This is a genomic window from Streptomyces sp. NPDC002573, assembly GCF_042889625.1.
In the GTDB taxonomy this organism is placed as follows: Bacteria; Actinomycetota; Actinomycetes; order Streptomycetales; family Streptomycetaceae; genus Streptomyces; species Streptomyces gibsoniae.
Genome location: NZ_JBIARC010000007.1, coordinates 1 through 20,158, shown reverse-complemented (window position 1 = coordinate 20,158; position 20,158 = coordinate 1). Strand labels below are relative to the sequence as shown.

The following is a 20,158-nucleotide window of genomic DNA, read 5'->3' as shown; positions in this document are numbered from 1 at the left end:
GGGTCACTCGATCCGGCGGCTCTCCCGTCCGTCGCGGCGGTCGTGCCGGCTGTCCGGGCTCGGCACCGAGGGGCGATGGCCGGCCCCGTCGTCGGCACGATCCGTACCGTGTCCCGGCCCGGCGCCTACGGCCGAGGCCTCCAGGGCGCGGGATCCGGGCTCCGGCGGGGTGGCCGGCCGTCGCGCGGCGGAGCGGCGCTTGCGGAGCAGCAGCCGTCGTCCGGGGCGTTCCACCGCCTCGTACAGAACCCAGGACAGTCCGAGCGACAGGGCGAACGCGCCGGCGGTGACGGCAAGCGCCGTCGGCAGTCCGAAGCGAGGGGAGTCGCCCAGCAGGTGTACACCGGCCCGCAGCACCAGCAGATGGACCATGTAGAAGGCGAACGAGAGTTCGCCCAGGCGCACCAGCCGCCGATGCCGCCACAGCGAGGGCTGATCCCGCAGGTCCGCGACGGCCGCGGCCGGAATGAGCAGGGCGAAGCCGATGAGGGTGCAGGGGGTGGCCGGGTACCCGGCGGTGACCTGGGGGACGAAGAAGTAGCCGATGATCGCCACGGCGAGCGAGGCCTCCAGGCCGGGACCACGCCACCGGTCCAGGATCACCAGGCGTGCCACGGCGGCGCCGAGGACGAACTCCGGCAGCCGGGCGACGGGCAGTGAATTGACCGGCTGGCTCAGCCACTGGTGGGCGTCCACCCGGCTCAGGACCAGGACCGTCAGCACCGACGCCCCGGCCAGCGCCGTCGTTCCCCGGGCGCCCAGACGCCGCAGCAGCAGCGCCAGCAGCGGGAAGGCGGCGTAGAAGAACGCTTCGCAGGCCAGGGACCAGCTGACCGGGTCCAGGGTCTGCCACCACGGTCGCCACCAGGAGTGCACCAGCAGAACGTTCGCCAGTCCCTGGAGCGGTTCCGGCCTCGCTCCGCGGTCCAGCGTGTAGGCCATGAGCAGCGCGATCGCCACGGTGACGAGATGGACCGGATAGATACGGGCGAAGCGGCGCCGCCAGAAGGTGAGCGTTCGATCACCGGGTCGCGCGGACCACATCAGGACGAATCCGGACAAGATAAAGAAGAACGACACTCCGGTCGCTCCGGCTCCGAATCCCCACGTCATGACGCGGCCGCCGGTGCCGCCGAAGTAGCCGAAGTTGCGCACGTGCAGTCCGAAGACCAGCAGCGCGGCGATCCAGCGCAGTCCGGTGAGGGACGGCAGCGAGGGCGCCGAAGAACGCGGGGGAGTTCTGGGAGTGGCCGTGGTGGCGGTGGCGGGCGGCGTCCGGGTGGCGCTGGTCGCCGTCGTCATCGTCTCACCTGCTGGGGTTTTGGGTTTGGGGCATGAGAGGGAACGTTGCCCATTCAGTCGATTTCATTCCGGTGTGGTTGCGCACGTCACATCGGTCGGTGTGACGCCGCACGGGCGTGGCCGGGTCAGCAGGGCTTGCGCCACACTCCCAGCTCCGGTTTCTTCTGCATCGACGACAGCTTCAGTCGTCTGGACTCGGCGCAGAACTTCTCGGTCGGCTCGGCGTATTCGACGTGGAAGACGGCCTTGCCGGCCTTGATGAACGGAGTGAGTTCGGCGCACTCGCCGTACTGGGCGCACTCCTCGTTCACCGCGAAGTCGAAATCGCGCAAGAGGTGCGGTATCTGCGGGAGGTCGTTCTTGAGGCCGACCGACAGTCCGCGGTCGTGGGCGAGATCCGCGATCATGCGGTTGTAGGCGAGCTGGTCACGCGCGGTGAGCGGGAAACCGGTCGTGTTGCCGTAGCCCTCCACCAGATCCGGCTCCACCGCGTCGAAGCCCTTGGTGCGGCACATGTCGAAGCGCCGCGCCATGATCGGGCGCAGCACCGAGCGGTGGCGGATGTCCAGCCATCGTTCGCCCGACCAGCCGTTGGACTTCCCGAGCAGCGAACGCGGGAAGACGCCCTTGTCGGGACGGAAGTCCTCCCAGGCGCCCACGTTGACGTAGCAGATCACCTTGCGCCCGGCCCGGTGCAGACGGGCCACGTCCGCCGCGGAGTTCTCGAAGCCGTCGATGTCGTACACGGGCACGTCGGCCGCGGGGTCGACCTTCCCGTCGAGCTGCCACTGCCAGGCCAGGCCGGGGCGGGGCCGCCAGAGGGCCTTCGCCGGACGGGACGGTCTCGCCGGTGCGGTGGCAGTCCTCCCGGCGGACGGTCTTCCGTGCGTCGAGTCCGGGCGGTCGCCGTCGCGCGCGCCGTCCGTGACGGAGCAGCCGGTCAGTGCGGAGACCGCCACCGCGGCCGCCAGGGTGACGCGGGCCCACATCGTGCTCTTCATCGCTCCCTTCCGTTCAGGGCTGGGGTCAACTCCCCCCAGGGGTTGGGGGGTTCGCCGGTCACGGGACCGCAGACCGCCGCGCCGCGCTCGTGCGCGGTGCGCACGGCGAGCGGCACCAGGGCCTCGGGCACCCCGTACACAAGATGGCAGAACCGCTCGGGTGGTTGCCGCGTCGTCCATTTCGGTCTGCTGAAAGCCGACACATACGTCGACCAGTGGCCCTCGAAGGTGACGGTGAGGTCGGCGAGGCGGGCGTATCCGGGGGCCGGGTGAACTCCCGGATTGAGTACGACCGTTGTCGCGCCGAGTCTTCGTACGGCGCGGACCAGCCGGCGGCACGCCGGCAGCCCGCCCGGAGTCGCGGTCACCCGGTCCAGGAAGCAGCCGTCGGCCGCGTACCACCACTGGTACCGGCGCAGGTCCTCGGCGATCTCGGCACGGTCGCGACGGCCGTAGTCGGTGTCCACATAGCCGAGCAGCCGGGCCCCGGCCGCCCGCAGCGCCTCGGCCACCGAGGTGAACGCCCGGTCCGGGGCCGCACCCGGTCCGTTCGCGGGGTTCAGCACGATGGCGTAGGTGCGGGCCGCGGCCGTGATCAGTCGGTGCCAGGCGCCCGGATCCTCGGCGGGGTGGACATACAGCGGAACCAGCAGGGTCACGGAGCGCGCTCGCCTTCCGGGTGGGGGCAGGAGCCCTCGGCCGTGGCCGACCACAGCTCGGCGAGCGCATCGTCCAGCGTGCGGGACGGCCGCCAGTCGAGGGCCTCGTTCGCGGCGGTGATGTCCGAACACTGCCAGGACACCTCGGCCGAGCGGGCCGAACCGCCCGCGTTCTCCTCGATCCGCCCCCGGAAACCCGCCGTGCGGGCCAGTCCTCGCACAAGTTCCCGAACCGCGACGGCACGGCCTGCGCCGATGTTGAGGACCGGGGGCAGCGGGCCCGGCGCGGCCAGCGCCAGTTCCACCGCCCGGGCGACATCGCGTACGTCCACGAAGTCGCGGTACGCGGACAGATCACCGAGCCGCAGCACCGCCTCCGGGTCCGCCCCGGCCGCGCGCAGCAGCGCGGCCATCCGGCCGGGCAGCCCGGTGACCGGCGCACCAGGCCCCACCGGATTGCCCACCCGCAGCACCACCGCGTCCAGGCCCGAGGCGGTCACGGAGATGGTGCCCGCGAGCTTGGTCGCGCCGTAGGGGCCGACCGGCCGGGTGGCCGCCGACTCCGTCACCCGGGTGCCCCGGACGCCCGGTCCGTACTCGGCGGCCGAGCCCAGATGGACCAGCCGCGCCGCGGGCGCCGCCTCCCGCAGCGCGGCACACAGCACCGCGGGGCCACGGGCGTTGACCTCGGCGAGGGTCACGGCGTCGCCGCCGGTGACGCCCGCACAGTTGACCACCGCGTCGGGCGCCGCCGACGCCAGGGTCCTCGCCAGCGCTTCGGGCCGGTCGGAGGCGAGGTCGACGGTGAAGTCGGCGCCGGGTGAACGGCCACCGTCGAGGACCAGCGCACCCGGCCGGGCGCGCAGCCGTTCGACGAGGTGACCGCCCAGAAACCCGGTTCCGCCCAGGACGAGAATGCGCATGTGGTGCTCAGGCTCCCTTGAGCAGAAGCGACTTGCGGGTGGTGAACTCGGCGTTGGCCCGGTCGTAGTCGTCCGGGCGGCCGATGTCCAGCCAGTAGCCGTCGAACTCGTAGGCGTGCGGCGGCCGCTGAGCCGTCAGCAGGTCGAGGACCAGTTCGTCGAAGCCCAGCGGCAGCCCGGGGGTGTAGCTGTCGAGCGTCTCCCGGGACACTCCGTAGACCCCTATGGAGACGCGGTAGTCCATGCTGGGCTTCTCGGTGAAGGCGACGACCTTGCTGGACTCCGTGGTGAGCACTCCGAAGTCGATGTGCACCTTGCGGGCGTAGGTGGCGATGGTCAGCGGTGCGCCGGAGTCCCGGTGCGTGCGCAGTACGTCGGCGTAGTCCAGGTCGGTCAGGACGTCGCCGTTCATCACCAGGAACGTCTCGGGCAGCCGGTCGCGCAGATTGAGCAGCGGGCCCATGGTGCCGAGCGGGCTCTCCTCGGTGGCGTAGTCGACGGTCATGCCCCACTGGGAGCCGTCACCGACGTAGGCGCGGATGATCTCGCCGAGATGGCCGATGGCGAGGGTGCAGTGGGTGAAACCGGCCGTGGCGAGCTGACGCAGCACGATCTCCAGGATGGCGTGCTCGTCGCCGATGGGGACGAGCGGCTTGGGCAGCGCGGTGGTGTAGGGGCGCAGCCGGACGCCCTTGCCTCCCGCCAGGATCACAGCGTGCATGGGGCTCCTGCTTGGTGCCGGGGGACGACGAGCCGGTCGGGGTCAGATGTTGTAGATGCCGGTCTTGTAGCGGGCGAGGTTGGCCGGATCGTGGAAGAACGCCACGGTGTGCGCGAGGCCTTCCTCCAGCGTGTGGGCGGGCCGCCAGCGCGTCGCCGCGGCGAGCCGGGAGGCGTCCGCGACCAGCCGCATCACCTCCGAGTTCGCGGGCCGTATGCGTTCCTCGTCCTCCCGTACGTCCAGCGGGGTGTCCATCACCTTGCCGATCAGCGCGACGAGGTCGCCCACCGAGATCTCCCCGCCGGTACCGGCGTTGAAGGTACGGCCCACGACCCGCTCGGCCGGTGCGCCGCCCACCGCGAGGAACGCCTGCGCGGTGTCCTTGACGAAGGTGAAGTCCCGCGTGGGGCGCAGATCCCCGAGGGTGATCGTGTGCTTCCCGGCCGCCACCTGGCCGATGACGGTGGGGATCACCGCGCGCATCGACTGACGCGGCCCGAAGGTGTTGAACGGTCTGAGCGTCACCACCGGCGTGTCGAAGCTGGCGTGGTAGCTGTCCGCCAGCCGGTCCCCGCCCGCCTTCGAAGCGGCGTACGGGGACTGGGTGTTGATGGGGTGGTCCTCGGTGATGGGCACGGTCTGCGCGGTGCCGTACGTCTCGCTGGTGGAGGTGTGCACCAGCCTGGGCGTGCCGAGGGCGCGCACCGCCTCCAGCACGTTCAGCGTGCCGGTGACATTGGTGTCCACATAACTGTGCGGCGCCCGGTAGGAGTACGGGATCGCGATGAGCGCGGCCAGGTGGTAGGCGGCATCGACGCCTTCGAGCAGGCCGCGGACCGAGCCGGGGTCGCGGACGTCGCCCAGCACGATCTCCACCTGGTCGAGGACGTCCGGGGCGAGGGTCTCCAGCCAGCCGTAGGAGGAGAAGGAGTTGTACAGGACCATGGCCCTGACCCGGTGCCCAGAGGCGACCAGCGCCTCGGTGAGATGGGAGCCGATGAAACCCTCGGCTCCGGTGACGGCGGCAAGCGGTGCGGAGGTCAACTCATTTGTCCTTCCGATGGGTTGGGTGGGTTTGGTGCACCCGGAGGCAGGCATGGCAGGTGCTGCCGTACGGCGGCACGCACAGGCCGGTTCATCAGTCGTGCGGGGCGGGCCGTCCGAGCAGGCGCAGCGCGCACGCCGCCAGACACAGCGCGGCGGCGCCGCACCCGAGCGGCAGGATCACCGGGCCCGGTGGCAGACGCAGCAGCGTGACCGCCCCGGCGGCGGCCGCGGCCGCGAGACAGATCACCGCCGACGGCCAGGCCACCCCGAACGCCTGGAGCAGCAGCGCGGTCCACAGGGTGGCCGCGAGCAGCAGCAGCGCGGTCGGCTCGGCCCCGGTCAGCAGGGCGGCGGGCAGCAACGGCAGCACGTAGCCGAGGAGACACAGGGCGAGGACGCCCGCCGAGCGCAGCAGGAAACCGGCGGGCGTCGCGGCCGCGCGCATTGCGGAGACCGACAGTCCTCGGTAGCGGTACAGCAGCCATTCCGCCGGCCCCATGCTCACGGTCAGCACGATCACCGCGTACGGCTCCCGTCGCCCCTCCAGCAGCACCAGCGTGCCGGCGGCCAGTCCGAACAGGCCGTACGGCAGCGACGACAGCAGCCGCGGTCGGTCGGCGCCGGCCGTGGGCGGGGTGGTGAGGACCTGGCCCAAGGCCAGTCCTGCGGCGGTCAGCGTCCCGGCCAGCGCCAGCATCGGCAGGCCGACCCGCAGCGGTGCGCCCGGCTCCCACCACGGGAGTACGGCCGTACCGGCGGCCAGCGGTGACAGCGCGGCCAGCAGCAGTCGTTCGCGGCCCAGCACCAGCAGGACGCCCGCCGCCGCCAGGTACAGCGACTGCGCGGCCGCCGCCAGTGTGACCGGACCGCCCCCGGCGGGCAGGGCGGCGAGTGCCGTGGCCAGCGCCGCCCCTGTCGGCGCGCCGATCAGGAGCGTCCGCCCGGCCTCCCGGCGCCCGGCCGCCATCCGCAGATGCGCGCGGTGGCCCAGCGCCTGCCCCCAAGCCCAGGACGCCAGTCCGGCCACGACGAGCACGGCGGCATACCGGCCGGGGTGCCACAGGGGTGCGGTGAGCAGATAGGCCAGCCCCGGCAGCGCGAACAGCGCGCCCCGCAGCAGACAGCGCACAGTGTTCGGACGCCAGGGGTCGGGTGCCGGACCGGGCTCGGGAAAGACCCGTGGCACCCGCTCGTAGAGCGCGGCGGCGAGCGAGAACAGGTTGGGGTGTCCGTACCGCTCTCTGATCACGTCGGCGGACAGGCCCTCCGCCTCCAGCAGCGCGGCGACCTCGTAGGGATGCACCGCGGGACCGATGCGCTCGGCCAGTTCGGCGGCCAGTCGGCTGACCGCCTCCTCGTCCGGGCCGTGCCCCGGCAGCCGCAGCGTGAGCGTGCCGTCGTCGGCCGGGCGGGAACGCGGCGAACGCCTGCTGGTTCCGGCCAACCGCAGGGCCAGAGTGTCCTGTTCCGTCCCGCCCGGCTCCAGTGCCATCGGCCCGCTCATCCGGCCAGGCTCCTCGCGTCGGCGGCCACCGAGGCCGGGGCGTCCGCGCCGGGCACCGCGTCCGGAAGCGTGGACGTGGGCACCGTCGCGGGCTCGGACGGAGGCGGGGACGGGGGCGTGGACATGGACGTGTACGTCGGCGAGGTGCGGGGGAGCGTCGCCAGTTCCAGGTAGATGGCACGGAAGGTGTCGATGGTCTGCCGCAGGGTGAACCGCTCGATCACCCGTAGCCGCGCCGCCTCGCCCATCGCCCGGCGGCGCCCGGGCGCGCCCAGCAGCTCCAGCGCGGCCGCGGCCATGGCTGCCGGATCGCGCGGTGGCACCACGAGCCCGGTGTCGCCGACGGCCTCCCGCACCCCGCCGACGTCGGTGGAGACGGTCGCCCGGCCGCACGACATGGCCTCGATCAGGGTGAACGGAAAGCCCTCGCTGATGCTGGAGAGCATCACGACGTTGCCGGCCGCGTAGGCGTCCTTGATGTCGTCGACCCGGCCCTCGAAGGTGACGGCGTCCGCGTGCCCGAGTCCGGCCGCCAGCGCCTCGCACCGCTCCCGGTAGGCCTCCCCGCCACGGGGCGTTCCGCCGAACAGCCGGAGCCGGGCCTCGGGTATGCGCTCCCGGACCTCGGAGAACGCGCGGATCAGGGTCTCCAGGTCCTTGATCGGGTCGACGCGGCCCGCCCAGCTGAGGGTGGGTACCTCCGGTTCGGGTCCGGCCGGCGGGAACGCGGCCGGGTCCACGCCGTTGTACACGGTGCGGATGGACTCCGGGGCGGCGCCGCCCTGTTCCTCCCACAGCCGGTTGTAGCGGTTGCCCGGCGTGATCAGGGCCGCCCGGCGGTAGCTCTCCTCCGCCAGCAGCCGGAAGAAGCCGAGGACGACGGCCTTCACGGGCCAGCGGTAGGGGGTGGTGCGGTAACCGAGGTAACGTTCCCGCAGATAGACCCCGTGTTCGGTCAACAGCAGCGGAACGCCGTACCGTTCCAGCCCGGCCAGCCCCGGAAGGACGGCCACGCCACCGCTGACCGCGTGCGCGACACCGTCCCGCGGCGGCGGCGCGGCCAGGGGACGCAGTGCGTGCTCCAGCAGAGCGGTGGCGGTCAGCGCGTCGTGCAGGGTCGGGCGGGCCTCTCGCACGGCCAGGCCAGGACGGTTCCACACCCCGCTCAGGATCGCGATCGCCCGGTCGCCGCGCAGGAACGGGCTGAGCGCCCCGTCCGCCGCGGCCCGCGCCAGGTCGTACAGAGCCGGGGCGAAGCCGTCCTCGGCGCAGGGATCGAGCAGCGCGGTCAGGAACCGCTCATAGGCGGCGACGAGCCGGTTGCGAGCGCGGCCCCGCGGTGCGCGCCCCTCGGGCGGGGCGCCCCACATCGGGACGGACCGGACGCCGGCGACCTGGGCGGGCAGGTCCCACACGACGGGCTCCCGTCCGGTGCCGGTGACGGCGACGACGTCGAAGTCGAGGTCGGGCATGCCCTGGACGAGCTGGTCGCACCAGACACTGACCCCGCCGTGACTGTGAGGGTAGGTGCCTTCGGTGAGCAGGGTGACGCGCGTCGCGCCGGGGCGTCGCGCGCCGTGGTGAACGTGCATCGATGTGCTCCACGGCCGAGGTGTGGGGTGGTCGTGCCGGTCCCGGCCGCCGGTGGGCGGCCGGGACCTTCGGTCGGTGCGCCGTTCAGTGCTTCGCTGTGAAGTGCTTCGCTGTGAAGGGGACCTGTCGCTCGACCCCCGCGGGGACGCGGGTGTCGGGGGCGGGGCCGGTGGCCGGGGCCAGTCGGGTGGCATGGGTGGCCGGAGCCGCGGCGGAGGCCGGCAGGGTGAGGGTGAGCGGGGTGCCGGACGAGGGCGCCCAGCCGGACACCGCGCCCGCGTACGCCGAGCCGAAGGCGCTGCCGGTCAGCTGGGTGCCGGTGGGCAGGGTCGCGGTGGCCGCCACGCCGCTCGGCGCCTGGACGGTCACGGTGTCGCCCACGCGGTAGGCGGTGACCTGGCCGGCCCGGAGAGCGGCCTGCCAGGCGGCGCGCCGCTGCAGCTCGGTGCCGATGTCCTTCATCCGGAGGTTCACCACGGGGGTGTTGTCCGCGAACAGGGCGTCGTACCCGTCGAGGACACCGCTCAGGACCGGGTAGGCGATGCGGTCCTCGGCGAGGTTGGACTGGTGGATGAAGTGCGGCTTGGGGTCGTTGGACAGCACATGGCCGAGGGCGATCCGGGTCTCCATCGGGACGATGTAGCCGCTGTAGCCGGTGGCGGCGTCCAGGGGCGCCGGCAGACAGGTGGTGGTGTCCGGGTGGTCCTCGCAGACGCCGCTTCCGCCCTGGGCACGGCTGGTGTACAGCCAGTTGTACTCGTCGACCTGCTCGGCCTTGTGGCCCGCGTTGTAGAAGATGTTCATCGGGTGGCGGGGGACCGTCAGGGCCGGGCCGACGGAACGCTGCCCGGGCTCACGTGAGTTGTCCGAGGCGAGCCAGGTGACGTGGTTGTCGGCGAGTGCGGGGGCGAGATCGGGGTTGTCGTCGGGCTGCTGCGGCAGCACCTTCATCCCCGAGTGCTCACCGGTGACCAACTCGCTGTCGTCCAGCGGCAGTCCGGCGGCGCGTGCCCAGGCCCGGTTGTTCGCGATCTCGTCGGAGATGGTGGTGCGGCTGACCCACTTGGTGCTGCCGTCGGCGCCGGTGATGCATCTCCAGGGCACCACGGTGGTGTCCTGTTCGCAGCCGAGGAAGGCGTGGGTGTAGGTGTGGTTGATCCAGCGGAACTGGTCGCGGTCGGCGATCAGTCTGTCGGCGAGCTGGTCCACGCCGTTGTTGTCCTCGCGCTGGTCCACGCTGCCGGAGCCGTTGAAGACCATGTCCAGGGTGAAGTGGTGACTGTTCTGCCAGGCGGTGGCGTGGTCGACGTCCGCGGAGGTCATCCGGATCGGGTTCGGCGTGCCGCCGCCATTGGTGCAGTCGACGTCTCCCGGTGTGCAGTTGAGCTGGGTGTCCCAGCGGTCGTCGGCGGCGAAGACGTCGTCGACGTGCACGGCGAAGTAGTTGCGGGAGGCCCCGAGGTGTACTCCGCCGGTCATCCACTCCACGATGCCGCGGGCCAGCAGCCGGAACTGCTGCTGGTACTGGTTGTAGACGAAGGTGACGACGAGCTCGCGCCGTCCGTCGTGCCGGTACTCGCCCACCAGCGACCCGCGCTTCGACGTGCCCGGGATGGGCGCTTCGACGTACGGGGTGAAGTCCACGCCTGCGGCGGGGGCCGACAGGTAGGCGTAACTCTCGTTCACGGTGGGTGAGTTGTCCTCGAAGGGCACCGCTCCGTCGAGATAGCCGAAGGGCCCTGCCTTGCCGGCGCCCGTCACCTGCGCCTGGACGCCGTCGAGGCTCCCGGAGTAGCCGCCGTAGGCCGGATACTGCAGGCCGGCCTCGGGGCGCGCATAGGTGTAGGCGTCGACCTGCGGGATCCCGTACGTCTGCTCGTAGGCCGCGAGCGCCGCCATCTCGGTGGAGCCCGCCGCGAACGGGTTGTCGTCGGGCAGGACCACGGCCTGGAACTTGGCCCGGGGCCGTCCGTCCACGGTGTCGGCGAGGAAGCCCGCGTCGATGGCCGGCCGGTCGGCGCGGACGAGGTCGATCTCGGTGTACGGCGTGCCCGCGGCGTCCAGTTCGGCCGCGATGGCCTCGGTGGCCGGCCCGCCGTCGCTCACCAGCAGAACCCGCAGGTCGATACGGGGTGCTGCGGTGTCGGCCTGGGCCGCGCCGGCCGGTAAGCCCAGTGCGGCGATGAGCGCGCCCACCGTCAGCGCACTGGTGCGTATGGTCCGCTTCATGCGGTGAAGTCCCCTCCCCGGGCAGGGGTGAGCACAGCTCCCATGGAGCGGACGCACCCCCTGGCGCGACGCCGGCGCCCCCTCAGAAGCCGGTCGTCGACGCTCTCGTCGCGTACATGGTGATGGCCCTGTGTAGCTTTCGTGGTCGTGCGGCGAAACATGACGGAAAAGCGAAGGTGACCAACTCGGCATGCCAGCAAGGGAATTGAGCGTCATCTGCACCGGGGCCGCCCGGGCCGGGAGGGTGTGCCGGGGGTCGCGTGCGCTGGTCCGGGACCCGAGCGGCGCGCCGGCGGACCCAGGGGTCCGCCGGCCGGAGTGTCAGAGGTCCAGACCGCGGTGGGTGCCAGGTCGCAGGCAACGGTGGTGCGGCCGGGCGGTATTGGAGTATACGAAACCTGCGGGCCCCACGACATGCCGGACGACTCCGGGCGTACGGAGGGATGTTCTCGGCCATCCGCGCATATCCGGCCCCCGCCGTGAGCCCGTGCCGTCAGTGTCGCGCGTCACATCGCCCTCATGTCACAGATGGACGGGCAGCTCCCATCTCCTGGTCGTCAGCAGCGGTTGGAGGAAGGCGGAGGAATGAACACACGACACACAACCGGCGCCGCGACCACGCACCGTGTGGTGATCCTGGGCGCGGGATACGCGGGCCTGTCCGCGGCCGTCCAGCTCGCGGCCCGGGTCACCGGGCGCGAGGACGTGCGGGTGACCCTGGTCGATGCGCAGGAGCGGTTCACCGAACGGCTTCGGCTCCATATGGCGGCGACGGGACAGCAACTCGCCGAGATGAACATCCCGGAGCTGCTGGAGGGTACGGGGGCACTGTTCGTACGCGGCTGGGTGACGGCGGTGGACGCGGAGGCGAAGACCGTGCGGATCGACGGCGAGCGCGAACTGCCCTACGACACTCTGGTGTACGCGTTGGGCGGCGTGGCCGACACCGCGGCCCTGCCGGGCGCCGAGGAGCATGCGTACACCCTGAACTCGACCGGGGACGCGAAGGTGCTGGCCGACCGGCTCGCGCGGCTCGGCAGCGGCACGGTCGTGGCGGCCGGCAGCGGACTGACCGGCGTCGAGGCGGCTGCCGAGATAGCCGAGCAGCACCCCGAGCTCAACGTCGTGCTGCTCGGCCGGCACGATCCCGGTGCGGCCATGACCCCGAAGGCCGGGGCGTATCTGCGGTCGGCGCTCCAGCGCCTCGGGGTGGAGGTGCGCGCCGGGGTCGAGGTGCTCAAGGTGCTGCCCGACGGGGTCGAGCTGGCCGGCGGCGAGCACGTGGCCGCCGACGCGGTCCTCGGGACGAGCGGGACGCGGGTGTCGCCGCTCGCGGCCGCCGCCGGGCTGGCCGTCGATGAGCGCGGCCGCATCGTCACCGACGCCACGCTGCGGTCGGTGTCGCACCCCGAGGTGTACGCCGTGGGCGACGCGGCCGCGATCCGCCAGCGCTACGGCGTCATGCACGGCACCTGCCAGAGCGGCATGCCCAGTGGGGTGCACGCCGCGCTCGCGATCCTCCGCGCGCTGGAAGGCAAGCGGCCCAAGCCGTTCCGCTTCGGCTACTACCACACGCCGGTGAGCCTGGGCCGGCACGATGCGGTCGTGCAGTTCACCCGGCCCGACGACACCCCTCGACGGTTCTGCCTGACCGGTCGCACGGCCGCACGCTACAAGGAGACGGTGACCGCTTCCCCTTGGCCCACATGGGTCCGTATGAAGAAGATGCCTTCCTCAGGCGCGTTCTGGCCTCGCGGCGGACGCTTCACCCGGAACCGGGAGGCACAGTGACCGGCCCGTCCCCGACCAACGACCAGCAGGTGTTCACCCGCCATCGCAATCTGCTGTTCTCGGTGGCCTACCGCATCCTCGGCAGCGCGGCGGACGCCGAGGACGCGGTCCAGGACGCCTGGATCAAGTGGTCGGCCGCCGACCGCTCGCAGGTGGCCGAACCCAAGGCCTATCTGACGCGGATCGTGTCGAACCTGGCGCTGGAACGGCTGCGCTCGACCCGGCACCAGCGGGAGGCCTATGTGGGGCCCTGGCTTCCGGAGCCCATCCTCACCGGCGGGGATGTCGCCGAGGCCGCCACCGTGACGGAGTCGGTGTCGATGGCGATGCTGGTGGTGCTGGAGACACTGAGCCCGCTCGAACGCGCGGTGTTCGTGCTGAAGGAGGTCTTCGACTTCAGCCATGCCGAGATCGCGGAGGCGGTGGGGCGTTCCGAGGCCGCGGTGCGGCAGGCCGTGCACCGCGCCCGCGAACATGTGCGGGCCCGGCGGCCTCGCTTCACCGCCGACCGGTCGCGGCAGCGCGAGGTCACCGAGCGGTTCTTCGCCGCCGCGACCGGGGGCGATGTCAACGCCCTGATGGAGTTGCTGTCCCCGGACGTCACCCTGTGGACCGACGGCGGCGGCAAGGTACGCCAGGCGTTGCGCCCGGTGGTGGGCGCGTCCACGGTGGCCGCCTGGTTCGCGGCCATCGGCACCGTCACCTACCAGGGCGTCGAGCCCGCCGACATGAACGCCGAACTCGCCCAGATCAACGGGGGAACGGGCATCGTGTTCAGCGGACCGGATCGGGTGATCGCCACGGTCACCTTCGATTTCGACGCCGACGGCCGTATCACCGCGATCCACAATGTGGCCAACCCGGACAAGCTCCAGGCCGTCGCCGACGGCACCGTTCACGACATCGCGGAACAGCGAACGCGATGAACGGTACCGACCGGGACGGTGGATGGGCGGCCCGGCCCGACCTGACCTGATCGGGCCTTCCTCGCCGATCAGCCCGACTTGGGCCGGCGGGCCGCCATCACCGCGTAGACGATGATCCCGGCGAACAGGAACAGAACCCCCTGGTACACCGCCGCGTACCCGGCGCCTGCGACGAGCCACAGGGTGAAGGCGGCCGCGACCGCCGCCACCACGGCGTCCCGCACCAGCCGCGCCCGGTCGACCCGCTCGCGCCGGCCGGAGACCAGATGGAAGAGCTGTGCGGCGGTGGCCAGCAGATACGGCACGGTCGCGGTGAAGGTGGTGACGAGGACCAGGGTCTCGAAGACCTTGCCCGCGCCCGAGGTGTAGGTGGAGATCGTGAGCAGGGAGGCCAGCACGACGGTGACGGCGACGCCGAACGTGGGCACACCTCGCCGACGGCGTGCGAAGGCGGCGGGGAACAGCCCGTCCTGCGCGGCGGCGTACGGCGTCTGGGCGCTCAGCAGGGTCCAGCCGTTGAGGCAGCCGGTCATCGACACGAGCGCGGCGAGCGCGACGGCCCAGCCGCCCCACGAGCCGCCGAACATCGCGTTCACGGCGTCCGAGAAGGGCGCGGTGGAGTGGACCAGGCGGTCGTGCGCGACCGTGCCGAAGACGGACAGCGTGCCCAGCAGATAGACCAGCGCCGCGCCCGTGGTGCCGATGACTGTGGCGCGCCCGACATTGCGCCGGGCGTTCTTGACCTCGCCAGCGCTGACGGCCGCGGACTCCACACCGAGGTAGGAGAACAGCAGGACCGCGGCGGCGGCGGACACGGCTCCGACCGCGCTGCCACCGCTCGCCTGGAACGGACCGAGGTTGTGCGGGTCGAAGAAGAACAGCCCGCCGACCGCGACCAGCAGCAGCGGCACGAACTTCAGCACGGTGGAGACGAGTTGGACCGCGCCGACGTAGCGGGTGCCCGCGAAGTTGGCGAGCGCGGGCAGCCACTGCAGGGCGAGGGCGGCCAGACATGCGCTCCAGCGGTGGTGGTTGACCGGGATCAGCACGTCGAGGTAGCCGACGGCGGCGACAGCGAGCGCCGCGTTCGACACCCAGGTGGTGATCCAGTACGCCCAGGCGGCGAGGAAGCCGGCGAAGTCACCGAAGGCCTCGCGGGCGTAGACATAGGGTCCGCCGGTGCGCGGGTCGCGCTCGGCGAGCCGCCCGAAGACCAGGGCGAGGGCGATGGCGCCGACGGTCAGGACGCCGAAGGCGATCAGGCTGACCGTGCCGTACGGGGCGACGGAGGCCGGGAGCAGGAAGATCCCGCCGCCGATGATGTTGCCCATGACCAGTGCGGTGGCGACGGGCAGCCCGAAGCGCCGGGCGTGTCTGCCGGTGTCGCCGGTGGGGTCCTCGGCGGGGGAGGGAACCGCGGGGGCCTCTCGCGGGGCCGGAGCCGACTGCGGGACGGTTCCGGTGTCGTGCATAGGGTGGTGCTGCCTCTCTCGAACAGGTGCCCGGGATCGCCGGGCCGGGGCCCATGGTCCGGCATGAGACGACATCACTCCAAATCGCACGTTTTTGTCCTGTGGGTCTCGTCGAGAGCCGCAAAAGGCACGCTGCCACGGGCTCTCGGCCGGGAATCGTCCAGCGGCCTGCCTGGTGCATGCCTGGGCGCCCGGGGTCTGCCGGCTGTGACGAACCGGCCGGGACTCCCGGGTGAGCTGTGACACTTCTGCTGCCGGAACTGTGGCCTCAGTCACGGCCGTCGGTCGCCTCACGCTGGTGGGGTCGGGTGATGGCGTTCCTGCTCCTGCTGCTCATCCCGGCCGGATTGGTCGTTCCCTTCGCCCTCGCCGGTCATGGCCTCGGCACCCTCGGCAGAGTCGGCCTCCGAGGTGCCGACCGCCGGACATGGTTCCGCAGTGGTGCCTCTCTCCTCGGCGGGGTCGCGGCCGCCCTCTACACATGGGGCCTGCTCCTGATCGCCCTGGCGGTCGTGGATGCCGAGGACGGCGGCACCGACTCGTCCCCGCTACGGCCCTGCCGCACGCCGGGCCGATGGGAGCGGGCGCTGACCGTCGTGGACTACACCGTCGACTACGTACCCCTCCGGTTCGTCTGCGAGACGAAGCACGGCGGACGGTACGCGGCCGAGTCCGTTCCCGGCTACGTCAACCCGGCCGTGCTGGGCTTCGCACTGGCCGCGGTCGGCTGCGCCGCGGCGGCCCTCGTGCCGGAGGACCGCCCGGAGCGGGACCCGGCCGTCTGACGGCGCCGATTGTCAGTGGCTCGTCCTACGGTTTGATCACTGGGACCTGCCGGAGAGGCCGTGGGTCCGTCCTGGGGAGGGGTCTGCCATGTCTACCGGTTCCACGGTGTCGACGACGTATCTGGAGCTGTCGCAAGAGGGTGACGGCGCGCACAAGTTCTACGAAGTGACCGTCGACGGCCTGGTGGTGACGGTGCGGTACGGACGGATCGGTGCCGCGGGACAGACGCAGACGACGACGTTCGCGACGGCGGAGAAGGCGCGGAGCGCTGCCGCGAAGAAGGTCGGGGAGAAGGTCCGCAAGGGGTATGCCCCCGCCGTTCCGGGACAGCGCGCCCCGCGGTCGGTGACCCGGCGTCAGGTGGCCTCGGCCCCCTCCACCGCCCGCGCGGTCGCTCCCGTGCTGTGGCGGTTCCGCACCGGTTCCTCGGCGTTCGGTATCCATGTCGACGACGAGCGCTGCTGGGTCGGCAACCAGGCGGGCGACGTCTACACCCTGGATCACGAGGGTGGCCTCCTCGCCCGGTTCAGCCTGCCGGACGGCGTGAAGTGCCTGGTCGCCGACGACTTCTGGATCTACGCGGGCTGCGACGACGGCAGGGTCTACGACCTGTCCTCGAAGCTGCCGTTCGCGGCGTACGACATCGCCGCGGACGTCGACATCTTCTGGCTGGACATCCACGAGGGCATCCTGAACGTCTCGGACCGCGCCGGCCGGCTCACCGTCATCGACCACGAGGACGAACACCAGTGGGCCCGCCGCAGCCAGGGCGAGCACGCCTGGATGGTCCGCGCCGACGACCGTGCCGTCTACCACGGACACCAGCGGGGCGTCACCGCCTACGCGCCCGACGGCGGCGGCGAGCTGTGGCACACGCTGACCCGGGGCGGCGTCCTGTTCGGCTGGCAGGAGGACGGCACCGTGTACGCGGGAACCACCCACCACGTGGTCCAGCGGCTGTCCAAGACGACAGGCGCGATCGAGGCCACGTACACCTGCGACAGTTCGGTGTACTCGTGCGCCACCTCGCCGGGTGGGCGGTTCGTCTTCGCCGGCGACTCGGCGTCGTCCGTCTACTGCTTCGACCAGGACGGCACACGCCTGTGGAAGCTCGGCACGGGCGACGGTTCGGCGCTGTCGATGCAGTACCGCGACGAGCGGCTGTACCTGGTGACCACGGCAGGCTCGCTGGTGTGCGTGGACGCGAGCGAGGCTGCCATCGCCGCGGCGCAGCAGGGCACGGTGCCGGTGGCGCGGGACATCAAGCTCGCCGCGGCCCTGCCGACCTACGCGCCTGCCACGGCCGTCGGCGCGGTGGCCACCGTCGCCCACGCCCCCACCGGGGCGGTCGTCGTCGAGTGCGTCCAGGAGAGCGGGCGCATGCGTGTGCATGTGGTGTCCGAGGGCTATGACACGTCCTGGAACGTCCAGTTCCCGCGCGCGATACGGGAGCCCGGGGCCCGCTATGTCGTGGACGCGCTGCACGCGGCGGCCGGCGGCTTCTACCGCGTCCGCGGTGACATCCGGCGGCTGCTGTGACCGGGGCGGGCACCGATGGTTCAGCTGCTTCAGCCGATGACCGCAGGTCGTCGTCGGCCAGCGGCCAGCGGTCGGCGCCCTCGGCGCCCGCCGACCGGCCGTGGTGGCTCGATCGGCGGACGCCGCCGGGATCGGTCCTGTGCTGCGGTCAGTGACGCGCCGCCTGCTTGATCAGGGTGCTCACTGACTCGCCCTTGTCCGGGGCGAACGCGGCGATGTACACCAGCGACGTCACCTTCTCGTGGTTGCCCGCCTCGGTGATCACCGCCCCGCCGTAGGAGTGGCCGACCAGGGTCCCAGCCGGAGCCGTCCACGAAACTTCCGTGGACGAGCACGACACTCCCGTGCGATGCGTTGTCGCTCATGATTCCTCCAGGGTCCTTCGGGCCCGAATGCGCGGCCCTCGGGTGTTCAGGCAGCGGAACCATGCCGCGCGGTCACGAATGCGGCGACCCGCACCGGCGAACCGCTCGGGCTCCTTCAGGTGGCCTCCCGATCTTGAAGGCGGTCCGATGAACACCGACAAGATGCGCGAGCGAAGCGAAAGTTCGATCGCGAAGATATGACGTGCGTCACGTGATTTTCGCGGGGGTGGCAACCGCGTCAGGTGACGCGAGCCGCCCTGCCGTCCATGCCAGCGTCGCTCGCCTCGGCGGCTCGGGAAAGATCACGCGGAGCGTTCGCACTCGTCTGTTCTGCCGGAACATGAGCCAGACGAGGGTCGGCGGGCAGGGGTTGGCGGCCCCAGGGGTGTTGGTGACGTCCATCTCCGAGAGAGTGATGTCGCGGCTGGCCACCACGTGACGCACGTGCTGGCGTACCCCGGCCTCCCGGTTCCGCCGCATGGCCGGGAAGGGATGGGTGCGTTCTCCGGGCGGGCTGAGTGGGTGTGACGCTCGTCACGAGGTCGTTGCCGACGGCGGGCGTGCCGTCGGCGAGGGCGGCGGCAGACACCGTGCCCTGAAGGGTCGTAGCCGCCGGGTCCGGCCTGCCCGCGCGGGTAGGCCCGGCCGAACCTCGTCCTTCCGCTGCCTACGGTGTGGCCCGCAGGCCCGCCAGCAGCACCTGCAGCGCGAGATCGGTGGCCTCGTCCAGAGGCGTGTCGTCGAGCAGTCCGCCGACGGCCAGGGTGGCCAGCCCGTGCACGGTGGAGAAGGCGATCTGGGCCAGTCGGGCGGGATCGCCGGTACGGACGATGCCGTTCCGCTGTGCCTCGGTGATCAGGTGGGCGGCTATCTCCAGGGCCTGGTGGCCGAGTTCGCGCAGTTCCTGGCTGGACTGCTCCTCGTGTTTCGCGGTGAACATCAGCTGGAGCAGGGCGGCGCGCTCCACGGCGAAGCCCAGGTACGCCCGTCCGAGCGCGATCAGCCGCTGTTCGACCGGTCCGGGTTCGTCCGCGGCCGCCCGCAGGCGCCCGTTGAGCTCGGTGAAGCCGTTGACCACGAGTGCGTCCAGCACGGCCTGGCGGTCGCGGAAGTGGCGAGTCGGTGCGGCATGACTGACGCCGAGGTCGCGGGCGAGACCGCGCAGGGAGAGCCCGACGGCTCCGGACTCGGTCAGAACGGCCTCGGCCCGTTCCAGTAGGGCGGCTCTCAGGTTGCCGTGATGGTAGGAGCCCTCGGGCACAGCGCCTCCTCAATGTTGGCGGTTGACTACAATGTATGAACTTGCCTACATTGATTGTCCCGCATGTCGCGGCAAGGGAGCGGAGCACCCGACGATGTCCAAAATGTCCTATCGATCCACGACGGCCCTGATCACCGGCGCCAGCTCGGGACTGGGCGAGGAGTTCGCCCGGCAGTGGGCCGAGCGAGGTGCCGACGTCGTCCTCGTCGCCCGCCGCCTCGACCGGCTCCACGAGCTCGCCATCGAGCTGGAGAAGAACCACGGAATCACCGCGACGCCCATCGCCGCGGACCTTGCCCGGCCGGGAGCCGCCGCGGATCTGAAGGCGGAACTCGCATCGCGTGGCATCACCGTGCGGACGCTGATCAACAACGCCGGCTTCGGCAGCCACGGGGCGTTCGTGGAGCAGGAGCCGGAGGAGATCTCCCGCATGGTCCAGCTCAACATCGGGGCGGTCGCCGACCTGTCCCGGGTCTTCCTGCCCGAGCTGATGGCCGACGGCCGGGGCGCCCTGGTGACGGTGGCGAGCACCGCCGCCTACCAGCCCACCCCGGCCATGGCGGTCTACGGCGCCACCAAGGCGTTCGTGCTGAACCTGACGGAGGCTCTGGCCTACGAGACCCGCCGCTCCTCGCTGCGCGTGCTCGCCGTGTCGCCCGGGCCCGTCAGCACCGAGTTCTTCGACGTGGTCGGCAGCCGCGATGCGATGGTGGGGCGCGTCGCCACGGCCACGCAGGTGGTGACGGCGACCCGCCGCGCCCTGGAGCGCGGCAATACTCCGCCGAGCGTGGTCGTGGGGCTGGGCAATCGCCTGTCGGTACTGTCGTCCAGGTTTGCGCCGCGCCGAGTGGTCCTCGCGGTCGCGGGCCGTGCGCTCAAGGCCTGACCGCTTCACAGCGCGCACGACACCTCTGAACGACACGGCGGCGGGGGGGGGGGGGGGGGGGGGGGGGGCGGGCCCCCCCCCCCCCCCCCCCCCCCCCCCCCGCCACTCGACACCGACGGGGCACGCGGAGGACGGGTTCCCGTTCAGCTGTCG

At 71.8% G+C, this 20,158-nt stretch carries 16 protein-coding genes and 1 pseudogene; 5 read left to right on the top strand and 12 right to left on the bottom strand.

Annotation, left to right across the window (positions count from 1 at the left end):
- Nucleotides 1-3: 3 nt before the first annotated feature.
- The 9 genes from ACFYX0_RS09220 to ACFYX0_RS09180 form a co-directional block, all read right to left on the bottom strand.
- The gene (locus ACFYX0_RS09220; RefSeq protein ID WP_388968293.1) at nt 4-1,302 is read right to left on the bottom strand and encodes an acyltransferase family protein; all 1,299 of its coding nucleotides are present in this window, start codon (nt 1,300-1,302) and stop codon (nt 4-6) included.
- Between the two features lie 125 nt (nt 1,303-1,427).
- Nucleotides 1,428-2,303, bottom strand: coding sequence for an endo alpha-1,4 polygalactosaminidase (locus ACFYX0_RS09215; protein ID WP_388968290.1), 876 nt, complete (start codon nt 2,301-2,303; stop codon nt 1,428-1,430).
- Nucleotides 2,300-2,962 carry a spherulation-specific family 4 protein gene (locus ACFYX0_RS09210; protein ID WP_388968287.1) on the bottom strand — a complete coding sequence of 221 codons (663 nt, stop codon included), beginning with the start codon at nt 2,960-2,962 and terminating at the stop codon, nt 2,300-2,302. The genes ACFYX0_RS09215 and ACFYX0_RS09210 overlap by 4 nt, the downstream gene beginning before the upstream one ends.
- A complete protein-coding gene (locus ACFYX0_RS09205) occupies nt 2,959-3,885 on the bottom strand; it encodes an NAD-dependent epimerase/dehydratase family protein (protein ID WP_388968284.1) in 927 nt (308 codons plus the stop codon). The genes ACFYX0_RS09210 and ACFYX0_RS09205 overlap by 4 nt, the downstream gene beginning before the upstream one ends.
- 7 nt (nt 3,886-3,892) lie before the next feature.
- Entirely contained in the window at nt 3,893-4,606 is a 714-nt protein-coding gene (locus tag ACFYX0_RS09200) for an NDP-sugar synthase (RefSeq protein ID WP_388968281.1), read from the bottom strand.
- A 42-nt stretch (nt 4,607-4,648) separates the two neighbouring features.
- Nucleotides 4,649-5,650, bottom strand: a complete 1,002-nt coding sequence (locus ACFYX0_RS09195) for a GDP-mannose 4,6-dehydratase (RefSeq protein WP_388968278.1) — start codon at nt 5,648-5,650, stop codon at nt 4,649-4,651.
- A 94-nt stretch (nt 5,651-5,744) separates the two neighbouring features.
- Nucleotides 5,745-7,157 (bottom strand): hypothetical protein, encoded by a 1,413-nt coding sequence (locus tag ACFYX0_RS09190; protein WP_388968275.1) that lies wholly within the window; start codon nt 7,155-7,157, stop codon nt 5,745-5,747.
- The gene (gene pelF, locus ACFYX0_RS09185) at nt 7,154-8,749 is read right to left on the bottom strand and encodes a GT4 family glycosyltransferase PelF (RefSeq protein ID WP_388968272.1); all 1,596 of its coding nucleotides are present in this window, start codon (nt 8,747-8,749) and stop codon (nt 7,154-7,156) included. Before pelF ends, ACFYX0_RS09190 begins: the two co-directional genes overlap by 4 nt.
- Before the next feature lie 85 nt (nt 8,750-8,834).
- Complete coding sequence (locus ACFYX0_RS09180; protein WP_388968269.1) at nt 8,835-10,979, bottom strand: hypothetical protein; 2,145 nt, start codon at nt 10,977-10,979, stop codon at nt 8,835-8,837.
- Between the two features lie 585 nt (nt 10,980-11,564).
- Between ACFYX0_RS09180 and ACFYX0_RS09175 the strand changes: the two genes are divergently transcribed.
- Both ACFYX0_RS09175 and ACFYX0_RS09170 read left to right on the top strand, forming a co-directional pair.
- Nucleotides 11,565-12,770 (top strand): NAD(P)/FAD-dependent oxidoreductase, encoded by a 1,206-nt coding sequence (locus tag ACFYX0_RS09175; protein ID WP_388968266.1) that lies wholly within the window; start codon nt 11,565-11,567, stop codon nt 12,768-12,770.
- Between the two features lie 29 nt (nt 12,771-12,799).
- Nucleotides 12,800-13,696: an RNA polymerase sigma-70 factor gene (locus ACFYX0_RS09170; protein WP_388968775.1), complete on the top strand. Its 897-nt coding sequence runs from the start codon at nt 12,800-12,802 to the stop codon at nt 13,694-13,696.
- Nucleotides 13,697-13,764: 68 nt separating this feature from the next.
- On the opposite strand, the gene ACFYX0_RS09165 is transcribed toward ACFYX0_RS09170, so the two are convergent.
- Nucleotides 13,765-15,168: an amino acid permease gene (locus ACFYX0_RS09165; protein ID WP_355923030.1), complete on the bottom strand. Its 1,404-nt coding sequence runs from the start codon at nt 15,166-15,168 to the stop codon at nt 13,765-13,767.
- A gap of 311 nt (nt 15,169-15,479) precedes the next feature.
- Here ACFYX0_RS09165 and ACFYX0_RS09160 point away from each other — a divergent pair, with 311 nt between their 5' ends.
- Together ACFYX0_RS09160 and ACFYX0_RS09155 are read left to right on the top strand one after the other, a co-directional pair.
- Nucleotides 15,480-15,953 (top strand): hypothetical protein, encoded by a 474-nt coding sequence (locus ACFYX0_RS09160; protein ID WP_388968263.1) that lies wholly within the window; start codon nt 15,480-15,482, stop codon nt 15,951-15,953.
- An 88-nt stretch (nt 15,954-16,041) separates the two neighbouring features.
- The gene (locus ACFYX0_RS09155) at nt 16,042-17,493 is read left to right on the top strand and encodes a WGR domain-containing protein (protein WP_388968260.1); all 1,452 of its coding nucleotides are present in this window, start codon (nt 16,042-16,044) and stop codon (nt 17,491-17,493) included.
- Nucleotides 17,494-17,662: 169 nt separating this feature from the next.
- On the opposite strand, the pseudogene ACFYX0_RS09150 reads toward ACFYX0_RS09155, so the two are convergent.
- A pseudogene (locus ACFYX0_RS09150) lies at nt 17,663-17,785 on the bottom strand (alpha/beta hydrolase); the annotation flags it as partial.
- Between the two features lie 740 nt (nt 17,786-18,525).
- Nucleotides 18,526-19,119 carry a TetR/AcrR family transcriptional regulator gene (locus ACFYX0_RS09145; protein ID WP_388968256.1) on the bottom strand — a complete coding sequence of 198 codons (594 nt, stop codon included), beginning with the start codon at nt 19,117-19,119 and terminating at the stop codon, nt 18,526-18,528.
- 103 nt (nt 19,120-19,222) lie between these two features.
- Here ACFYX0_RS09145 and ACFYX0_RS09140 point away from each other — a divergent pair, with 103 nt between their 5' ends.
- Entirely contained in the window at nt 19,223-20,005 is a 783-nt protein-coding gene (locus ACFYX0_RS09140) for an SDR family NAD(P)-dependent oxidoreductase (RefSeq protein WP_388968252.1), read from the top strand.
- Nucleotides 20,006-20,158: the final 153 nt, after the last annotated feature.